The following is an 18,652-nucleotide window of genomic DNA, read 5'->3' on the forward strand; positions in this document are numbered from 1 at the left end:
GAAAAAAAATTCACTTGCCGAATAGTAAGACCTGTTCTAGCTTGGCGTCAACCCTGATAGGGAGAAGCATGGGAAGCGGAGGACGGGCATGAGCCAAATCAATCAGTTCACGATCACGGACGCGGTGAAGGAAAGTTTCAGGACGGAAGAGGGCAGCCGGTTCAAGTTCCTGCTGGAAACCTTCATCGACCACCTGCACGACTTCACCCGCGAGGTGAACATGACCCATGACGAGTGGATGGGCATGCTGAACTTCCTTTACGACTGCGGGCAGATCTCGACGCCGGAGCGTCACGAGTTCATCCTGCTGTCCGACGTTCTCGGGCTCTCGGCGCTGGTCGACATGATCAACACGCGCGGCGGCGCGACGGAGGGCTCCAACCTCGGCCCGTTCTACCTCGACAACGCCCCGGTTCTGGAGCTCGGCGCGGATCTGGCGCGCGGCCGGGAAGGCACGACGCTGCTGGTCCACGGGATCGTGCGCGATTCGCTCGGCAATCCGCTGCCCGGCGCCATCATCGACACCTGGCAGGCCGACGGTTCGGGTACCTATCCGATCCAGGAGGTGGGCCAGGACAAATACGACCTGCGCGGCAAGATCACCGCCGACGCGCAGGGCCGGTATTATTATACGACCGTGCTGCCGAAGCCCTACACGGTTCCCTATGACGGCCCGGTCGGCCGCTTGCTGAGAGCCGGCGACCGCCACGCCTGGCGCGCGGCGCATCTGCACTACATCATCCGGGCGCCCGGCATGCGGGGGATCACGACCGAGCTGTTCTTCGAGAATACCGAATATGTCGACAACGACGCTGTTTTCGGTGTGCGAAAATCGTTGATTGCCAAACTTGAACCTGTCAAGAGGCAGGAAGAGCTGGCGTACACGCTGGAAAAGAGGCCGGACGCCAAGTGCCGCTTCGATTTCGTGCTGGCGCCGGAAGGCTGACGAGTGCTGGACAGGCTGGACATGGCTGACGATCGCAAACGCCCCGCGGAATATGTCGAAGGGCTGGCGAAGGGGATCGCGGTGATCGAATGTTTCGACGCTGCGCATTCCGAAATGACGCTGAGCGAGATCGCCCGGCGCGTCGGCCTGTCGCCGGCCGCCGCCCGTCGCAGCCTCTTCACGCTTGCCGATCTCGGCTATGTCGGCGTCAGCGGCAAGCGCTATCACCTGCGCCCGAAGGTCATGACGCTTGGCTCCGGCTTCTATTTCGCCGCCCGGATCGACGAGCTTCTGTTGCCGGAACTGCGCGTGATCGTCGAGACCCATGGCGATGCCGCCTCGGTGGCGACGCTCGACGGCCATGATGTCATCTATATCGCGCATCATTCGACGCAGCGCGCCCGCCGGGCGACGGCGGTGGTCGGGGCGCGTTATCCGGCGCATGCCACCTCGCTTGGCCGCGTTCTGCTGGCGGGTCTGGGCGATGCGGAACTCGACGACTATTTCTCCTCGGTCGAGCCGAAGCCTCTGACGTCGCGCACGGTCGTGTCGAAGGAAGAGCTTCGCCGGCTGATCTGGAAGGTCCGCGAACTCGGCTACGCCACCACCGTCGATCAGCTCGACTACGGGATCACCGCGCTTGCCGTACCGATCCGCAATGCAGAGGGCCGCATCACCGCGGCCGTCAACTCGTCCGGCTATTCCGGTCTCGTCAGCGCCGACCAGATGGTGGCCGAACGGCTGGAAGACCTGCGCTCCGTTGCCAGCCGCATCGGGGTTGCCGCCTTGCGTGCGCCGGCGCTCGCAGCCGCCTTGTCGTCAAAGTGAACATGTGAGGCCCGGTTATCCGGAGAGGATGGCTGACGGCCTGAAAAAATTGCGAAATTAATTTCGGTATTCGAAAAAATGGGAGGTCATCATGTGCAAGTTCTGTGATCTGAGGCTACGGGCGCCGGCGGAAGCCGGGGGAGGCCACGCGCCGTCATTCTCGGCAAGGCGCGAGGCCGGGCCCGCTCCGGCGGGCATCGGGCAGGCCGGTCGCAAGACGCTGATCAAGGGTGGAACGATCCTGTCGATGGATAGCCAGGTCGGCAACTTCGCCGTCGGCGACGTGCTGATCGAGGGCAGCAAGATCCTCGCCGTCGGCCCGTCGCTCAGCGCTGCGGATGCGGCGGTGATCGACGCCGCCGGCATGATCGTCATGCCCGGCTTCGTCGATACGCATCACCACCAGTTCGAGACGGCGCTGCGCAGCCTGCTGCCCGATGCGATCCTGATCAATGACGGCCGCCCGGAAAGTGCGGCCAACTATTACGAATGGATGCTGCAGAAATTCTCGAACGTCTACCGGCCGGAAGATGTCCATATCTCCGAGCTCTTCGGCGGGATTGCCCAGATCGACGCCGGCGTGACCACGGTCATGGATGTCAGCCAGATCCATCACTCGCCCGAACATTCCGATGCGGCCATTCAGGCGCTGCGCGACACCGGCCGCCGGGCCGTGTTCGGCTATTTCGAGGGCTGGGGCGAGAAGGCGAAATATCCGGGCGACGCGCGCCGCATCAAGGTGGAGCATTTTGCCAGCGACGACCAGCTTCTCTCCATGGTCATGGGCGGCGAGATCTACCTGCCGTTTTATGAGGAGGCCTGGGCGACCGGGCGCGAGCTGAACATCCCGATCGCGCTGCATGTCGTCGGCACGTTCGGCATGCGCCCGACCTTCGATGATCTGGCAAAAGCCGGCAAGTTCGGCTCCGACAACATCTTCATCCATATGACGGGGATGAGCGAATTCGCCTGGAAGACGGCGGCGGATGCCGGCGCGCATATCTCGCTTTCGGTGCCGATCGAAATGCAGATGCGCCATGGCGAGCCGCCGCTGCAGACGGCGCTCGACCTCGGCCTCAAGCCGTCGCTCTCGACCGATGTCGAATGCACGATGACGGCGGACATGTTCACGCAGATGCGCTCGGCCATCACGCTCCAGCGCATGATCGCCAACGAAAAGGCACTGCGCAGCGAAGAGTATCCGAAGCTGCTCTCGGCCATGGACGTCATCGGCTTTGCGACCATCGAGGGCGCCAGGGGTCTGAAACTCGATCACAAGACGGGCAGCCTGACGCCGGGCAAGGAAGCCGACATCATCCTGCTCGACGCCAACGCCATCAACGTCGCGCCGCTGAACCATGCCGCCGGCGCGGTGGTCACGCTGATGGAGCGCAGCAACGTCTCGACCGTGATCTGCGCCGGTCAGGTCCGCAAGTGGCAGGGCCAGCTTCTCGGCCACGATATCGAGAAGCTCCGCCGCGAGCTGGAAGCAAGCCGCGACTATCTCTTCAAGGCGGCGGGTGTCGAACAGGACCTGTTCCGCGACTAAGCATCGGTGACGGGCGGGGCGACATGCGTGTCATCCCGCCCGTCGTCAGCTTTTCTTCAGCTTTATTTTGCCGCTTCCCGATCTATTCGTCGTGGCAAATCCCGCAAACGCGCACGACGCGGCTGCGGGCGTACGCGGCCGTTTCATCCCCAATTCCCGTCTCCTTACGTGTCCCGGTCGGCCATGCGCGCGGCGCGGGTGCGGGCGTTGACCAGTTGCGGATCCATTCGATTTCCAATATGGGCACTTTTCGTGACGTCGACGACGCCTGCGAACTGACGTGCACGTGAGAAGCCAATCTGGAGAGGCGAGACGCCCATGTCCGATGAGACCGTGTCCAATCCCGTTCTGCACTCCATTGTGACGACGGAAAAGCGCATGAAGAAAGACTGGCCGTTTTACTGGGTCTCCCGGGTGAATGCGCGCTACGTTCATGTGCTGGAACGCCGCCTCAAGCCGCTCGATCTCGACATGGCGCGCTGGCGCGTGCTGATGTCGCTCTACGAGGACGAGCATCTGAGCGTGTCCGAGATCGCCGACTATTCCGTCATCAAGCTCAACACCGCCACCAAGATCGTCCAGCGCATGATTGCCGACGGACTTGTCGTCACCCGCGTCCGCCCGACCGATGGCCGCGTGACGGATGTCTGCCTGACGCCCGAGGGCGATCGGCTGCGGCGCCTCGCCCGCAAGGAGGCCGACGAGGTCTTCGCATCAAGCTTCGTCAACATCTCGTCCGACGAGCTGGCCCAGCTGAACGGCCTGCTGGAAAAGGTCTTCCTGCAGCTCGAAGGGGCGTAAGGGCCAGAAGCGAAAACGGCAGCGGCTGCGGCGCGTTTCTTCTCTGTAACGGCGCGCTTCCGCAACTGCCCGCGTCGGCCCGATCGGTTTGCCGTGACCGCAAGCGAAACCGGCGGCAGGCGCGTCCGGATCTCTCTCTCAGCGTGCCCAGCGCGGCGGGGTCTTCGAGAGGAAGGCTTCGATGCCGTGGCTGGCTTCCTCGGTTTCCCAGGTGTCGGCGAGGGCGGCAATCGTTGCCTCGATCACGTCGGGTTCGATGCGCGGTCCGAGCGAGCGGGCGAGCCGCTTGGAGGCTGCGACGGCCCCGGAGGCGACGGTGAGATAGGGCGCAACTTCCGCCTCGATCGCCGCATCGAGTTCGCCGGCCGGGACTGTTCTCGCCAGAAGATCGAGCGCCACGGCTTCCTGCGCCGGGAAAAGCCGCGCCGACATGAAGACGCGCCGCGCCTTGCCTTCGCCCATGCGGGCAATGACGTAGGGGCTGATCGTCGCGGGGATGAGGCCAAGCCGGGTTTCGGTAAAGCCGAACTGGGCGGTTTCCGGCGCAATCGCCACATCGCAGACGCTCATCAGCCCGAGCCCGCCGCCGAAGGCGCTGCCGTTGATGCGGCCGATTAGCGGCTTATCCATCGTGTTGAGCACCTGCAGGGCATCGGCGAGACCGCGCGCCTGTTTCATGCGGGTTGGCCGGTCGGCGTTGATCTGCTGTTTCATCCAGGAGAGATCGCCCCCGGCGCAGAAGAAATCGCCCGCGCCGGTGAGGATGACCACGCGCACCGCCGGATCGGCCGACATCCGGCCGGCCATGTCGATCAGCTCCGAAAGCATCCGGTCGGTCATCGCATTGCGCTTTTCCGGCCGGTTGAGTGTGCAGGTGGCAACGCCACGCGCATCCACGCTCAGCGTCAGGGTTTCATATGTTTGCGTCATCTAGGCTCTGTCTCCCCTCACGCCGGTTCCGGCTGATATCGTGCCAGTTCGCGCTTCGCCAGTTCCTTCTTCAGGATCTTGCCGGTCGCCGTCATCGGCAGCTGCGCCATGAACTCCACCCGGCGCGGATATTTCGTCGCTGCCATGCGGTTTTTCGCCCAGGCGATGAAGTCTTCCTCCGTCAGGCTTGCGCCTGCCTTCAGCACCGCGCAGGCCTTGATCTCCTGACCGTATTTCTCGTCCGGCGAGCCGATGACGGCGACGAGCGAGATGGCGGGATGTTCGGCGAGCATCTTTTCGACCTCGGTCGGATAGACATTCTCGCCGCCGCGAATGATCATCTCCTTCAGCCGGTCGACGATATAGAGATAGCCGTCCTCGTCGAAACGGCCGATATCGCCGGTATGCAGCCAGCCGCCACGTAGCGCTGCGGCGGTCTTTTCCGGCGCGTTGAAATAGCCCTTCATGACATTGTGGCCGCGGCAGATGATTTCACCGGTCTCGCCCTGCGGCACATCGCGATCGTCGGCATCGACGATGCGTACATTGATCCCCCAGAACGGTGTTCCGACCGAGCCGATCTTGCGCGGCATTTCAAGCCGGTTGAAGGTGATGCCGGGCGAGGCTTCCGACATGCCGTAGCCCTCGATGATGGTCGTCGAGAATTTCGCCTCGAAGGCCTTCAGCGTCGGGCCGGGCATGGACTGGCCGGAGGAAATGCAGCAGCGCAGATGCGCGCCGATATGCGCGGGATCCGGCATGGTCGGGCTGTCATGATGGAGAAGCGCCCAATACATGGTCGGCGTGCCGCAGAAGACGCTGACATTCTCCCGCGCCATGGCCTGCAATACCGCTTCGGGATCGAAACGCGGCTGGATGACATGGGTGATGCCCGCAAGAATGCCGGACGACATCTGCACGATGAGCCCGAAGACGTGGAAGAGCGGCAGGACAAGCAGCGACACGTCGCTCGCCTTGTATTGCATCAGATCGCGCAGCAGGAACGTGTTCATCATCACGTTGGAATGCGTCAGTTCCGCGCCCTTCGGGTCGCCCGTCGTGCCGGACGTGTAGATGATGATGGCGGTGTCGTCCGGATGCGTCGCCTCGGGCTCTTGAAGCGGGGCGGCCGCGGCCATGACCTGCCCGAGCGTCGGGCAGCCCTCGAAGGGCGAAGCGGCGGCGGGGTCGGCGGTGATGGCGATCAGCGTGTCGCAGCCGGGCACCATCTCGAAGGCCGCATGGCCCCATGTGCCCATCGGCAGCGCCTCGGTGCCTTCGAAGCATAGAAAGGCCTTCGCCTGGCAATCGCGCAGGTGATAGGCGATTTCCTCGGTCTTCAGCAGGATATTGAGCGGCACATAGACCGCCCCGGCTTTCAGCACGCCGAACATGATCATCGGAATGTAGGGCACGTTCGGGCAGCTGACCGCGACGCGGTCGCCGCGCCCGACACCGAGCGCTTTCAGGCCGGCGGCAATGCGGTTGGCAGCCTGATCGAGTTCCCGATAGCTCCAGCGCTTGTCGCCGAAGATGAAGGCCGTCTTGTCGGGGAGCGTTCGAGCCGCATCCTCCAGAATAACGCTGTAATTGAGCATGTCTCTCCTCCCATTGGTGATGTGCTCAGGGGTCTACGTAAAGATCGAGCGCAAGCTCCTCCACTTGGCGGTCGATGCTGTAGGCGGTGAAATCGGTGACGCCGCGCGCGCGCAAAACGTCCTCGTCGATGGTGCTCTGCCCGGTATAGCCGGCGGCGGGCGAGGTCAGGATTGCGTGCGCCGCATCCGCCATGATGGCGGGCGTGCGCGAACGGGCAAGCAGGCTTGCATCCACCTCATGCTCGACGGCTGCGGTTGCAATCGTCGTCTTCGGCCACAGCGTGTTGACGGCGATACCGTCGGCTCTCAGCTCCTCCGCGAGACCGAGCGACATGATCGTCATGGCATATTTCGTGACCGTGTAGGGGATGTAGGGCTTCAGCCATTGCGTGCCGAAATTCAGCGGCGGCGACAGGCTGAGGATGTGTGGATTGGCGGATTTCTTCAGGTGAGGAAGGGCGGCTCTGGCGGTCACGAAGACCGCCCGCGCGTTGATCTGCATCATCAGGTCGAAGCGCTTGACGCTGGTTTCCGAAAGCGGGGTAAGACTGATCGCGCCGGCATTGTTGATCAGCGCATCGATGCCGCCAAAATGGTTTGCCGCTTCGGCAAGGGCTGCCTCCACCGCATCCGCATCGCGCACGTCCAGCATCAGCGCCAGTCCGCGCCCGCCGGCAGCCTCGATTTCGGCGACGGTGGAATGGATCGTGCCGGGCAGTTTCGGATGCGGCTCGGAAGTCTTGGCGGCGATGACGACATTGGCGCCGTCGGCTGCTGCCCGCAGCGCGATCTCGCGGCCGATGCCACGGCTGCCGCCGGTGATGAAGAGGGTCTTGTCTTTCAGGGATCCGGTCATATTCAATGCGCCGCTGTCTTGAGGGAAAGCTGGGCGGACAGCATCGCGCCGAACCGCCGAACCATGTTTTCCAGATGCGCCGGGTCTTCGACGAAGCGCGCATGGATGATGAGGCCGCGCAGGAAGGTGCGGGCAATCGACCAGAGAAGAGCGGCATCGTCCGCATCGCCGGTAAAGGCGGCAAAGCGCAGGCGGGCGCTTTCGGCGACCTTCGCATCCCAGGTGGTGAAGAGATCCGCCAGCGCCGATTCCAGCGCCTCGTCGGTGCGGCAGGCCACGACAATTTCGATGAAGGCGCGGCCTTCCGGCACGTTCATCACCTGCCGCCAATAGAAGAGCAGCAATTCTTCAAGGCTTTTGGCCCCGTCGCCGCGGCCCGGCCGGCCTTCCCGCGTCGGGCGAAGAGCCGCATCGAGAAGCCGTGAGGCTGTGGCGGCGATCAGGTCCTGCCGGGAGGGATAATGATGCAGGATCGCCCCGCGCGACACGCCGGCGGCATCCTGGATCGCTGAAATCGAGGTGCCGGAATAGCCATAGCGGTCGAGACAGACGACCGTTGCCGCAATCAGCCGGTCCTGCATGTCGCGCACCCGGTCTGCCTGCTTGCGCGGTCCCTTTTCGGCATCTTCGATTGTCGTCATGGCCTCCCCCTTTTCCTCGTCGTCTGCAACGGATGGCTTGACGTCTCCATCCAGCTTGTGGCAAACATACCGTACGAACGGTTTGTTTTCAAGTGCTCGACAGCAGCTTTGAAAAAGAGTTCGCTGAAGACCGGCCGCCGCAAGGCCAGTCGGGGTCAGAGGAGCGACCCCGGCAGTCCGATGAAGGCGGCCCGGATGAGATGGAGGAAGACGTGGCATTTCAAACCCAGATCGATGCCGGAGCACCGGATTTCGAGGTCAATCGCGCCGGCATGCTGGACACGGTGCGCCAGCTTCGCGCGCTCGAAGCCCGCGCCGAGACCGCCTCGGAAAAGCGACGCGCCCGTTTCGAGGAGCGCGGCCAGATCACCCCGCGCGAACGGCTCGCCCGCCTCATCGACCCCGGCCTGCCGTTTCTGAGGCTGCACAGCCTTGCCGGTTATATGGCTGACACGAAGGATGAGGCGACATCGGTTCCGGGCTCGACCTTCATCGGCGGCATCGGCTTTGTCTCCGGTGTGCGGGCCATGATCGTGGTGGACGACAGCGGCATCAATGCCGGCGCGCTCAGCCCCTTCGCGTTGCAGGCCATGCTCTCCATGCAGGAAATTGCGCTGCGCCAGAAACTGCCCTTCATCCATCTGGTGGAAAGCGCCGGCGCGAACCTGATGAACTATGTGGTGGACGACTGGGCACGCGGCGGGGCGGTGTTCCGCAATCTCGCCCGCCTCTCCGCCGCCGGCCTGCCGACCATTGCCGTGCTGCACGGGCCATCCACCGCCGGTGGGGCCTATATGCCCGGCATGTCGGATTATGTGATCGGCGTGCGCAAGAACGGCATGGCCGCACTGGCCGGTGCCGCCCTCGTTTACGCTGCGACCGGCGAAAAGGCCAAGGAGGAGGAACTGGGCGGGGCTGAAATGCACGCCACGGTCTCCGGCCTCGTCGAATATCTCACCGAAGACGATATCCACGCCATTGCCATGGCGCGCGATGTCATGGCCCGGCTCGACTGGAACCGCGACATGAAGCGCGAGGCGCGCGCCTTTGCGCCGCCGCGTCTTTCCGCCGACGAAATTGCCGGTCTCGTGCCGCTCGACATGAAAGTGCCTTATGATGTGCGCGAGCTTGCCGCGCGTCTCGTTGACGGCTCGGAATTCACCGAGTTCAAGCCGGGCTACGGCCCGCAGACGGTCTGCCTTCAGGCCTCGATCCATGGTGTGGCGGTGGGCATTCTCGGCAATAACGGGCCGATCGACCCGGCGGGCGCCACCAAGGCGACGCATTTCATACAGGCCTGCGAACAGGCCGGCACGGCACTCGTCTTCCTCAACAATACGACCGGCTACATGGTCGGCACGGCCTATGAACAGGCGGGCATGATCAAGCATGGCTCGAAGATGATCCAGGCGGTCGCCAATGCCAAGGTGCCGAAGATCACGCTCTATGTCGGCGCGAGCTTCGGGGCGGGCAATTACGGCATGGCCGGCATCGCCTTCGAGCCCGATTTCCTCTTCGCCTGGCCGAGCAGCCAGAGTGGCGTGATGGGTGGCGAACAGGCCGCGCGCACCATGTCCACCGTGGCGCGCGCCGGGGCTGCCCGGCGTGGCGACGCGCTGGACGAGGAAAAGCTCGCCGCGCAGGAAGCGGCGATCAAGTCGCTCTTCGACCGGCAATCCTCGCCCTTCTACACTTCCGGCCGCGTGCTCGACCACGGGCTGATCGACCCGCGCGACAGCCGCAGCGTGATCGCCTTTTGCCTGCTGACCTGCCTTGAGGCGCGCCAGCGCAGCCTTCGTCCTTCCAGCTTCGGGGTTGCACGCCCATGACGATGACCATGACAAACACTCGCTTTTCCTCCATCCTCATCGCCAATCGCGGCGAAATCGCCTGCCGCGTCATCCGCACCGCCCGCGCGTTGGGCTTGCGCACGGTCGCGGTCTATTCGGAAGCCGATTGCGGCGCGCCGCATGTGGCGCTGGCTGACGAGGCCGTGCTGATCGGCCCCGGCCCGGTCGGCGAAAGCTATCTGCGGCCCGAAAAGATCATCGCCGCCGCAAAAGAAAGTGGCGCCGAGGCCATCCATCCGGGCTATGGCTTCCTCTCCGAAAATGCCGCCTTTGCTCAGGCAGTCGCCGACGCCGGCCTCGTTTTCATCGGCCCGCCGATCGAGGCAATCCGCGTCATGGGCGACAAGGCGGGTGCGAAACGCGCCATGATCGCCGCCGGCGTCCCTTGCGTTCCGGGCTATGAGGGACTTGATCAGAATGACGCGACCTTCATCGCCGAGGCTGACAAGATCGGCTTTCCGGTCATGGTCAAGGCCTCTGCCGGTGGCGGTGGTCGCGGAATGCGGCTGGTCGAGGAGCCTGCGGATCTTGCGGACGCGCTGACGCGGGCACGCGCCGAGGCGCTGAGCGCCTTCGGTTCCGGCGATCTCATTCTCGAAAAGGCCGTACGCCGGCCGCGCCATGTCGAAATTCAGGTCTTTGCCGATGCGCATGGCCATGTTCTCCATTTCGGTGAGCGTGACTGCTCTGTCCAGCGCCGCCACCAGAAGGTGGTGGAGGAATCGCCCTCGCCGGTCGTTTCGCCGGAGCTGCGCGCCCGCATGGGTGCGGCGGCGGTGGAAGCCGCGCGCGCGGTGGATTATCGCGGGGCCGGCACGGTCGAATTCCTGCTCGATGCGCAAGGCGCGTTCTATTTCCTTGAAATGAACACCCGGCTTCAGGTCGAGCATCCGGTGACTGAAATGGTGACGGGCCTCGATCTCGTCGCTCTTCAGATCGCGGTTGCGCAAGGCGATCCGCTGCCGCTGACGCAGGACGATGTCCGGCTCGACGGCCACGCCATCGAAGTCCGGCTCTATGCCGAAGACCCGGCGGCGGGCTTCCTGCCGGTGACGGGCGATATCGCGCTCTGGCATCCGGCGAGTGGCGCGGGAGTGCGCATCGATGCCGGTATCGTCACCGGCCAGACCGTGTCGCCCTTCTACGATCCGATGCTCGCCAAGGTTATTGCGCACGGCCCGACGCGCGACATCGCAAGGCGGAGGCTGATCGGCGCGTTGCAGGACACGGCCGTTCTGGGGCTTGCCACCAATGCCGAATTCCTGATCGACATTCTGGAAAGGCCCGACTTTGCCGAAGGTCGCGCCACGACGGCCTTTATCGGGGAGAACTATCCCGATGGCGTGACGGAAACCGAGATTGACAGTCTGAGCCTCGCCATGGGGGCCGCGCTGAAGCTGCATCTGGAAAGCCGCAAGGCGCTCGTCGCCTCGACGCTGCCGGATGAGAGCCTGATTGGCTTCCAGTCTGCCGCACCGCTGGCCACGCGGCTCGATGTCAAACTCGCCGGCAAGCCCCGACGGCTCACCGGTGTCTGCGCCGGCAAGGTCTGGACGGTGGCAGAGGCTGGCGTGTGGCAGCACGCCATCGAGATCTCTCGCGTGGAGGGTCACGAGGCCGTGCTTCTGGCGGAAGGAAAGCGCCGGACGGTGTTGTGGCATGAGACCGGCAACGGCGCCCTGCTGCTCTCCATCGGTCCGCGCCGCTTCTCGCTGGAACCGCATCGCCCGTGGGAGGATGCCGCCGCTGCGGCGGGTTCGGGCCGGGTCGTTGCGCCCATGCCGGGTCTCGTCGTCTCCGTTCTGGTCGAGCCTGGCCAGACGGTCGAGGCCGGCGCGCCGCTGGCCGTGCTGGAGGCGATGAAGATGCAGCACACGCTGAAAGCCGCCACGCGCGGCACCGTCACCGAAGTCCGCATCGCCAAGGGCCAGCAGCTCACTGCCGGCGCGCTCATGGTCGCCATCGAGGAGGAAGCCGCATGAGCCTTGCCGAAGCCGCAGATTTTCTGGAAGAAAGCCGCACGCTGGCTGCCCTGCTCGAGCCGCAGGACGAGGCGGCTTTCGCGCGAGCCACGCAGTTCAAGGGCTGGACGATCAACGATGTCCTCGTCCACCTGCATTTCTGGAACAAGGCCGTCGATCTCGCGGCCTCCGACGAGGCCGCCTTCAAGGCACTGCTCGATCCGCTGATGGCGGCGCTCACCAAGGGCGGGTTGCGCGCTTATGAAAACGCCACGATCCCCGAACGCGGCCGTGCGCTTTTCACGCTGTGGAAAGAGACGGCGGAAGACATTGCCGCGCGCTGGGCCGCTATCGACCCGAAACAGCGCATCCCCTGGGTTGGCCCCAGCATGTCGGCGCGCTCGGCCATCACCGCAAGGCAGATGGAGACCTGGGCGCATGGCTTCGAAATCTTCGATGTGCTGGGTGCCGAACGTCCGGAGAGCGACCGGATCCGCAACCTTGTCGTGCTCGGCATCAACACGTTCGGCTGGTCGCATCAGGTCAATCGCTTGCCGGTTCCCGAAATCATGCCCGAACTGAAGCTGACGGCGCCCTCCGGCGAGGTCTGGACCTTTGGCGATGCGCAGGCCGGGCGGATTTCCGGTCCGGCGACCGATTTCGCCGCCGTCGTCACGCAGACGCGTGCGGTGGCCGATACCGCGCTCGTCATCGAAGGGGCTGTGGCGCGGACCTGGATGGACCACGCGCAATGTTTTGCCGGCCCGCCGGAAAAACCACCCGTTGCCGGCTCGCGCCATCGTGCCGCGAAGGTTTGAGAGAAGATTGGATCGCACCATGACAGTACCTGAGAACACCCCGGAAAAGGCGATCGTCACCTGCGCGCTGAACGGCGTCCTGACCGACCCGAGCCTGCACAACATCGCCGTGACACCAGCCGAATGCGCGGCCTCCGCCCGCGAGGCCTATGATGCCGGCGCGGCGATCATCCATATCCATTTCCGCCGACAGGAACCGGGCAAGGGGCATCTGCCCTCCTGGGAGCCGGCAGTGGCCGGCGAGATCGTGGCCGCCATCCGCGCCGCCTGTCCGGGCATCATCATCAATGCGACGACCGGCGTCGTCGGCCCGGATTATCAGGGGCCGCTCGATGTCGTGCGGGCGCTCAAGCCCGAAATCGCCGCCTGCAATGCCGGCACGCTCAACTACCTGAAAATCCGCTCTAACGGCGAATGGGCCTGGCCGCCCATGGTCTTCGACAATCCGCCCTCCAAGGTGCAGGATTTCCTCGATGTGATGGGCAAGACGGGCACGCTCCCGGAAATGGAGTGTTTCGACACCGGCATTGTCCGCTCGGTCGCCATGTATATCGCCAACGGCATGTTGGAGCGCGCGCAATACAATCTCGTGATGGGCGTGGCATCCGGCATGCCGGTCGATGCCCGGCTGCTGCCGATCCTGAAGGACTATCTGCAGGAGGGCGCGCGCTGGCAGGCGACCCTGATCGGCCGCGAGGAGATCTGGCCGGTCCACGCCGCCGCCGCCCGCCTTGGCGGCATGCTGCGCACCGGGCTTGAGGATACATTCTATTTGCCCGACGGGGCGCGGGCGCGGGGCAATGGCGATCTCATCGAAGCGCTTGTCACGACGGCCCGCCGCGAGGGCCGGGACATCGCCACGCCGGAGGAGGCGCGCGCGATGCTCTTTGGAGGCCGCGCCGGGTAGCGCTGGCGGCCTTCGCCGCGACACGCGGCGAGACAAGATTATCAGACGAGAGGTTTTCACGAGGAGGACGTGACATGCCGATTGCATCGCTCAGCGATATCGAAAGGCTGGAGGAAACGCCTGCGCACGAGGTCTGGGCCAGAGGCTCGGTCTATGAGCAGATCGCCCGCATTGCCGAGCGCAGCCCGCAGAAAGTGGCGATCCGCTCGCTCCTGAGCGGTGCTGCCGATGCGGCGGTGGAGACAGTCACTTATGACGGGCTGCTGAAACGCATTCACGCGATGGCGCATCTCTTCCGCCAATGCGGCGTGGAGCGCGCGGATGCCGTTGCCATGCTGCTGCCGGGTGTTCCGGATGCCTTTGCCGCCATGGTCGGCGCGCATCTGGCTGGCCGGGCCAATCCGGTCAATTTCCTGCAGGAGCCCGGGCATATTGCTGCCTTGCTCAAGGCTGCGGGAGCCAGGGTTCTGCTCGTGCCCGACGCGAGCATCCTTCCCGGCATCATCGACAAATTGCCCGCGGTTCTGGCGGCGTTCGATGCACCGCTGCATGTCTTCCGCATCGGTGGACCGGCAGAGGGCGCGGTGAAGCGCATAGACGAAGCGCTTTCGGGCCTGCCGCAGGAGCGACCGGCTTTCTGGAATGCGCCCGCGCCGCACGAGGCCGCAGCCCTCTTTCACACCGGCGGCACGACCAGCACACCGAAGCTCGCCGTCCACACCCATGGCGGCATCACGCGCCATTGCTGGGCGCTTTCCTCCGCATGGTGCGAAGGCGAAGACGAGGTGATGTTCAACGGCCTGCCGCCCTTCCATGTCGGCGGTGGCTATGCGGCGGGGCTCATGCCTTTGACGCAGGGCGCCGAAGTCGTCCTGATGACACCGGCCGGTTTTCGCAATCGCGATGTGATTGCCAATTTCTGGCGCCATGTCGAGCGCTTCAGACCGACCATCGTCGCCATGGTTCCGACGAGCTGGAGCGCGGTGATGAACGTTCCGCTTGAAGCCGCCGACATTTCGTCCTTGCGCCTGTGTCACGCCGCCGGCGCGGCCATGCCTGTCGAAACGGCCCGGCAGGTGGAGCAGCGGACGGGGCGGCGGATCGTCGAGGGCTGGGGCATGACGGAGCTGCATGGCTTCGGCGCCATGAACCCGGCGAAGGGTGATAGCCGCATCGGATCCGTCGGCTTCCCGCTGCCGTTTACCGAAATCATGGTGGCGAAGGTCGAGGCCGGGGCGATCGCACATGTCTGCGCACCGGAGGAAGTCGGTCATGTTCTCGTCCGTGGCGAGCAGGTCTTCGGCGGCTATCTCGATCCGGCGCATAATGAAAGCGCCTGGTACGACCCGCTGCCAAACGAGACGCGACCCGGCTGGAGCAAGGGCGGCCGCTGGTTCGATACCGGCGATCTCGGGCGCAAGGATGCGGAGGGCTATCTCTGGCTCACCGGCCGGTCGAAGGACATCATCATTCGCGGCGGCCACAATATCGATCCGCTGGCGATCGAGGAGGCGCTTTATCGCCATCCGGCCGTCGAGCTTGCCGCCGCCGTCGGCCAGCCGGATGCCTATGCCGGCGAACTGCCGGTCGCCTTCGTCCAGCTGCGTGCCGGGCAGGAAGCGGATGCCGAGGCGCTGCGGGCCTTCTGCGCCGAGCGGATCGCCGAGCGCGCGGCCGTGCCGGTTGCAGTCCGGATCATCCCCGCCATGCCGCTCACGGCTGTCGGCAAGATCTTCAAGCCGGCCTTGCGGGAGGCGGCTGCTGTCGCGGAGGTGCGGTCATGGGCGGGCGACATGCTCGGCACCGCCGTGACGGTGACGGCCCACCACGACAAGCGCCATGGGCTGCTTCTGACCATCCGGCCACCGGCGGGCACGCCGGCCGCGACGCTTGAAGCGCTCAAGCAGCGGCTGGCGGCCTATCATTTTGCAAGCGAGATCGACAGTCCCGCCTGACGGCTCAGAGCCCCTGCTTGCCTGCAACCATGAAGGCGAGCTTGGACGGGATGTTGAGGAGGCTCGTCGCACGCTCGACACGCTCGGGCGTGTAGTGGTGGGCGACGTCGAGGCAGTTGACGGTCCCCAGCATCTCGCCGCCGATATAGACCGGCAGGTTGATGACGGATTCGCAGCCGAGCGACTTGATCAGTTCGTAGTCGGGGAAGACCTTGGCGATGTCCTCGATCGTGTTGGCGACGAAGGCGCGGCGTTCGCCGTGCACGATGTCGAACCATTCGTTGCGATGCGTCGGCTTTGTGCCGGAGGCGGGGTAGTTCGCCGGATCGGACGTGTAGGCGCGGCGCGCAAGGCCGGCCTTCATGTCGGAGAGCATGACGGTGAAGAGCTTGGCGCCGATCACGTCGCGCACCAGCGTCTGCAGCGCGATCCAGGGCGCATCGCCCGTCGTGTCGTTGGCAATGGCGCGATCGAAGGCCGCAAGCGCGGCGGTGGTGTTGTTGTCCATGGGGGTTCTCCCGAATTGTCAGACGGCTGGAGGGGCAGAGAGCCGCAGGAGCTCCCGGCTGTATTCGTTCTGCAGATGCCCCTGTTTCAGGTTTTCGGCATCGGCGGTTTCCACGATCCGCCCGCCGCGCATGACGGCAAGACGGTCGCAAAGGAAGGAAACGATCGGCAGGTTATGCGTGACCATCAGATAGGTCAGTCCGCGCTCGCGCCGCAGTCGCTTCAGAAGGTTGAGGATTTCCGCCTGCACCGAGACGTCGAGCGCCGAGGTCGGTTCATCCAGCAGCAGCAGCTTCGGCTCGACGATCAGCGCGCGGGCAATCGCCACGCGCTGCCGCTGGCCGCCGGACAGCTGATGCGGATAGCGGAAGCGGAAACGGTTATCGAGGCCGACATCCTTGAGGATGGCGACGATGCGCTCGTTGTGGTCGGAGAGGCCCTGAATGTTCAGCGGCTCCATCAGCGTCGCGTCCACCGTCTTGCGGGGATGCAGCGAACCGTAGGGGTCCTGGAACACCATCTGGCAGGTGCGGGCGAAATCGGCGTCGATGCCGTGGCTGCGCGGCTTGCCGAAGATCTCGATCGTGCCGCGCCATTCGGGTGCCAGGCCGGCAATCGCCTTCAGTACGGTCGACTTGCCCGAGCCGCTTTCGCCGACCAGCGCGAAGCTGCCGCCTTCTTCGACATCGATGGTCACGCCATGGGTGATCTGGGTCTCGCCATAGGAGACGTCGAGGTTTTCGATATGGATTGCGGTCATGCGGCGCTCCAGGTCGTGCGGTCGATGACCGGGAGTTCGTCGCGGGTCTCATCCAGCCGTGGCTGGGCGGCGAGAAGGCCGCGCGTGTAAGGGTGCTGCGCGTTCTTCAGCTCGGATGCGGCGCAATCCTCGACCACGCGGCCGGAATTCATCACCAGAACGCGGTCGCAATAATGGGCGACGAGGTTGAGGTCGTGGCTGATCAGGATGAGGCCCATGCCCTTGTTGCGGACAAGATCATCGATGATGTCGAGCACCTGCGCCTGCACCGAGACGTCGAGCGCCGAGGTCGGCTCGTCGGCGATCAGGATATCGGGCTCGGGTATCAGCATCATCGCGATCATCACGCGCTGGCCCATGCCGCCGGAAATCTCGTGCGGGTAAAGGCCGGCGACGCGGTCGGGGTCGTTGATGCGCACGGCTTCCAGCATGGCGCGGACGCGGGCGGCGATCTCGCGGCGGGGCAGGCGCTTGTGGGCAACGAGCGCTTCGGCGATCTGCTCGCCGACCGTCATGACAGGGTTCAGCGAGAATTTCGGGTCCTGCATGACCATGGAAATGCGGGCGCCGCGGATTTTGCGCATCGCCCTGTCGCCCTGCTTGAGAAGATCGATGCCATCGAATTCCAGCCGCGTGGCGCTGACCTTGCCGGGGGTGCGCACGAGGCCGAGGATTGAGCGGCCGGTCATCGACTTGCCCGAGCCGCTTTCGCCGACAATGCCCAGCCGCTCGCGGCCGAGTTCAAAGGAAATGCCCTTGACCACATCCACCGGGCCGGACGGGCTCGGGAAGGTGACTTTCAGGTTTTCGACGACAAGAAGGGGGGCGCTCAATGCTTTTCTCCGCTCTTGGGGTCGAGAACGTCGCGCAAGCCGTCGCCGAGGAAGCAGAAGCCGAGGCTGACAACGATGATGGCGAAGCCCGGCATGGTGGCAACCCACCACTGATCGAGAATGAAGGTGCGGCCGCGCGCGATCATCGCGCCCCATTCGGGCAGCGGCGGCTGCGCGCCAAGGCCGATGAAGCCGAGACCGGCGGCGGTGAGGATGATGCCAGCCATGTCGAGCGTGACGCGGACGATCATCGAGGAGGTGCAGAGCGGCAGGATATGGCCGACGACGATGCGGAGGCTCGAGGCGCCCTGCAGGCGGCTCGCGGCGATGAAATCGGCATTCTTGAAGGTCAGCGTTTCGGCGCGTGCGATACGGGCATAGCTCGGCCAGGAGGTGATGGCGATGGCGAGAATGGCATTCTCGATGCCGGGGCCAAGGGCGGCGACCAGCGCGAGCGCGAGGATCAGCTTCGGCATCGACAGGAAGATGTCGGTGATGCCCATGAGGACGCGATCCACCCAGCCGCCGAGATAGCCGGCGGCCGCACCGATCAGCAGGCCGGCGGGGGCGGCAAGGACGGCGACCAGAATGACGATGGCGAGCGTGATGCGCGCGCCGAAGACAACGCGGGACCAGATGTCGCGGCCAAGCTCGTCCGTGCCCATCCAGTTTGCAGCGCTCGGCGGGCGAAGGCGCGCATAGGTGTCCTGGGCGATCGGGTCATGGGTGGCAATCCACGGCGCAAAGGCCGCCATGGCGATCAGCGCCAGCACGATGACAAGGCCGACCATGGCCAGCGCATTGCCGCGAAAGGCAAGCGAAATGCGGAAGATGCGGCCCCAGCGGGCCTGCCGGCGCGAGGCGGGGCTTTCGTCGAGAAGCCAGGAGCGCATATCGGTAAAGGCCATCGGA

Annotated in this window: 18 protein-coding genes; 10 read left to right on the forward strand and 8 right to left on the reverse strand. The window is 64.8% G+C overall.

Annotation, left to right across the window (positions count from 1 at the left end; genetic code table 11):
- The first annotated feature begins 88 nt into the window (after positions 1–88).
- From LQK84_RS17905 to LQK84_RS17925, 5 genes are all read left to right on the forward strand, one after another.
- A complete protein-coding gene (locus LQK84_RS17905) occupies positions 89–946 on the forward strand; it encodes a dioxygenase family protein (protein WP_230830099.1) in 858 nt (285 codons plus the stop codon).
- A gap of 21 nt (positions 947–967) precedes the next feature.
- Positions 968–1,774 carry an IclR family transcriptional regulator domain-containing protein gene (locus LQK84_RS17910; RefSeq protein WP_230830100.1) on the forward strand — a complete coding sequence of 269 codons (807 nt, stop codon included), beginning with the start codon at positions 968–970 and terminating at the stop codon, positions 1,772–1,774.
- A 91-nt stretch (positions 1,775–1,865) separates the two neighbouring features.
- Positions 1,866–3,323, forward strand: a complete 1,458-nt coding sequence (locus LQK84_RS17915) for an amidohydrolase family protein (protein WP_230830101.1) — start codon at positions 1,866–1,868, stop codon at positions 3,321–3,323.
- A gap of 23 nt (positions 3,324–3,346) precedes the next feature.
- Positions 3,347–3,613, forward strand: a complete 267-nt coding sequence (locus LQK84_RS17920) for a hypothetical protein (RefSeq protein WP_230830102.1) — start codon at positions 3,347–3,349, stop codon at positions 3,611–3,613.
- 28 nt (positions 3,614–3,641) lie between these two features.
- Entirely contained in the window at positions 3,642–4,124 is a 483-nt protein-coding gene (locus LQK84_RS17925) for a MarR family winged helix-turn-helix transcriptional regulator (RefSeq protein ID WP_230830103.1), read from the forward strand.
- 138 nt (positions 4,125–4,262) lie between these two features.
- Here the strand turns inward: LQK84_RS17925 and LQK84_RS17930 are convergent, their stop codons facing one another.
- Genes LQK84_RS17930 through LQK84_RS17945 form a run of 4 tightly spaced genes read right to left on the reverse strand, consistent with a single transcriptional unit; the run spans position 4,263 to position 8,149 of the window.
- Positions 4,263–5,054 (reverse strand): crotonase/enoyl-CoA hydratase family protein, encoded by a 792-nt coding sequence (locus LQK84_RS17930; protein WP_230830104.1) that lies wholly within the window; start codon positions 5,052–5,054, stop codon positions 4,263–4,265.
- Between the two features lie 17 nt (positions 5,055–5,071).
- The gene (locus LQK84_RS17935) at positions 5,072–6,652 is read right to left on the reverse strand and encodes a long-chain-fatty-acid--CoA ligase (RefSeq protein ID WP_230830105.1); all 1,581 of its coding nucleotides are present in this window, start codon (positions 6,650–6,652) and stop codon (positions 5,072–5,074) included.
- A 25-nt stretch (positions 6,653–6,677) separates the two neighbouring features.
- The gene (locus LQK84_RS17940) at positions 6,678–7,508 is read right to left on the reverse strand and encodes an SDR family oxidoreductase (protein ID WP_230830106.1); all 831 of its coding nucleotides are present in this window, start codon (positions 7,506–7,508) and stop codon (positions 6,678–6,680) included.
- Between the two features lie 2 nt (positions 7,509–7,510).
- Positions 7,511–8,149 carry a TetR/AcrR family transcriptional regulator gene (locus LQK84_RS17945; RefSeq protein WP_230830107.1) on the reverse strand — a complete coding sequence of 213 codons (639 nt, stop codon included), beginning with the start codon at positions 8,147–8,149 and terminating at the stop codon, positions 7,511–7,513.
- Between the two features lie 272 nt (positions 8,150–8,421).
- Between LQK84_RS17945 and LQK84_RS17950 the strand changes: the two genes are divergently transcribed.
- From LQK84_RS17950 to LQK84_RS17970, 5 genes are all read left to right on the forward strand, one after another.
- Positions 8,422–9,978 (forward strand): carboxyl transferase domain-containing protein, encoded by a 1,557-nt coding sequence (locus LQK84_RS17950; RefSeq protein ID WP_269072178.1) that lies wholly within the window; start codon positions 8,422–8,424, stop codon positions 9,976–9,978.
- Positions 9,979–9,986: 8 nt separating this feature from the next.
- Positions 9,987–11,981 (forward strand): acetyl/propionyl/methylcrotonyl-CoA carboxylase subunit alpha, encoded by a 1,995-nt coding sequence (locus tag LQK84_RS17955; RefSeq protein ID WP_230830109.1) that lies wholly within the window; start codon positions 9,987–9,989, stop codon positions 11,979–11,981.
- Positions 11,978–12,778 carry a TIGR03084 family metal-binding protein gene (locus LQK84_RS17960; RefSeq protein WP_230830110.1) on the forward strand — a complete coding sequence of 267 codons (801 nt, stop codon included), beginning with the start codon at positions 11,978–11,980 and terminating at the stop codon, positions 12,776–12,778. The genes LQK84_RS17955 and LQK84_RS17960 overlap by 4 nt, the downstream gene beginning before the upstream one ends.
- Positions 12,779–12,797: 19 nt before the next feature.
- Positions 12,798–13,685: a 3-keto-5-aminohexanoate cleavage protein gene (locus LQK84_RS17965; protein WP_230830111.1), complete on the forward strand. Its 888-nt coding sequence runs from the start codon at positions 12,798–12,800 to the stop codon at positions 13,683–13,685.
- 74 nt (positions 13,686–13,759) lie between these two features.
- Positions 13,760–15,640, forward strand: coding sequence for an AMP-binding protein (locus LQK84_RS17970; RefSeq protein ID WP_230830112.1), 1,881 nt, complete (start codon positions 13,760–13,762; stop codon positions 15,638–15,640).
- Between the two features lie 4 nt (positions 15,641–15,644).
- On the opposite strand, the gene LQK84_RS17975 is transcribed toward LQK84_RS17970, so the two are convergent.
- From LQK84_RS17975 to LQK84_RS17990, 4 genes are read right to left on the reverse strand one after another with little or no spacing between them, the layout of a single operon-like run.
- A complete protein-coding gene (locus LQK84_RS17975) occupies positions 15,645–16,148 on the reverse strand; it encodes a GAF domain-containing protein (protein ID WP_230830114.1) in 504 nt (167 codons plus the stop codon).
- Between the two features lie 18 nt (positions 16,149–16,166).
- Positions 16,167–16,907, reverse strand: a complete 741-nt coding sequence (locus LQK84_RS17980; protein WP_230830115.1) for an ABC transporter ATP-binding protein — start codon at positions 16,905–16,907, stop codon at positions 16,167–16,169.
- Positions 16,904–17,740 (reverse strand): ABC transporter ATP-binding protein, encoded by an 837-nt coding sequence (locus LQK84_RS17985; RefSeq protein ID WP_230830116.1) that lies wholly within the window; start codon positions 17,738–17,740, stop codon positions 16,904–16,906. The genes LQK84_RS17980 and LQK84_RS17985 overlap by 4 nt, the downstream gene beginning before the upstream one ends.
- Positions 17,737–18,648, reverse strand: coding sequence for an ABC transporter permease (locus tag LQK84_RS17990; protein ID WP_230830117.1), 912 nt, complete (start codon positions 18,646–18,648; stop codon positions 17,737–17,739). Before LQK84_RS17990 ends, LQK84_RS17985 begins: the two co-directional genes overlap by 4 nt.
- Positions 18,649–18,652: the final 4 nt, after the last annotated feature.

Source organism: Rhizobium sp. C4 (assembly GCF_021026315.1).
Taxonomy (GTDB): domain Bacteria; phylum Pseudomonadota; class Alphaproteobacteria; order Rhizobiales; family Rhizobiaceae; genus Ensifer_A.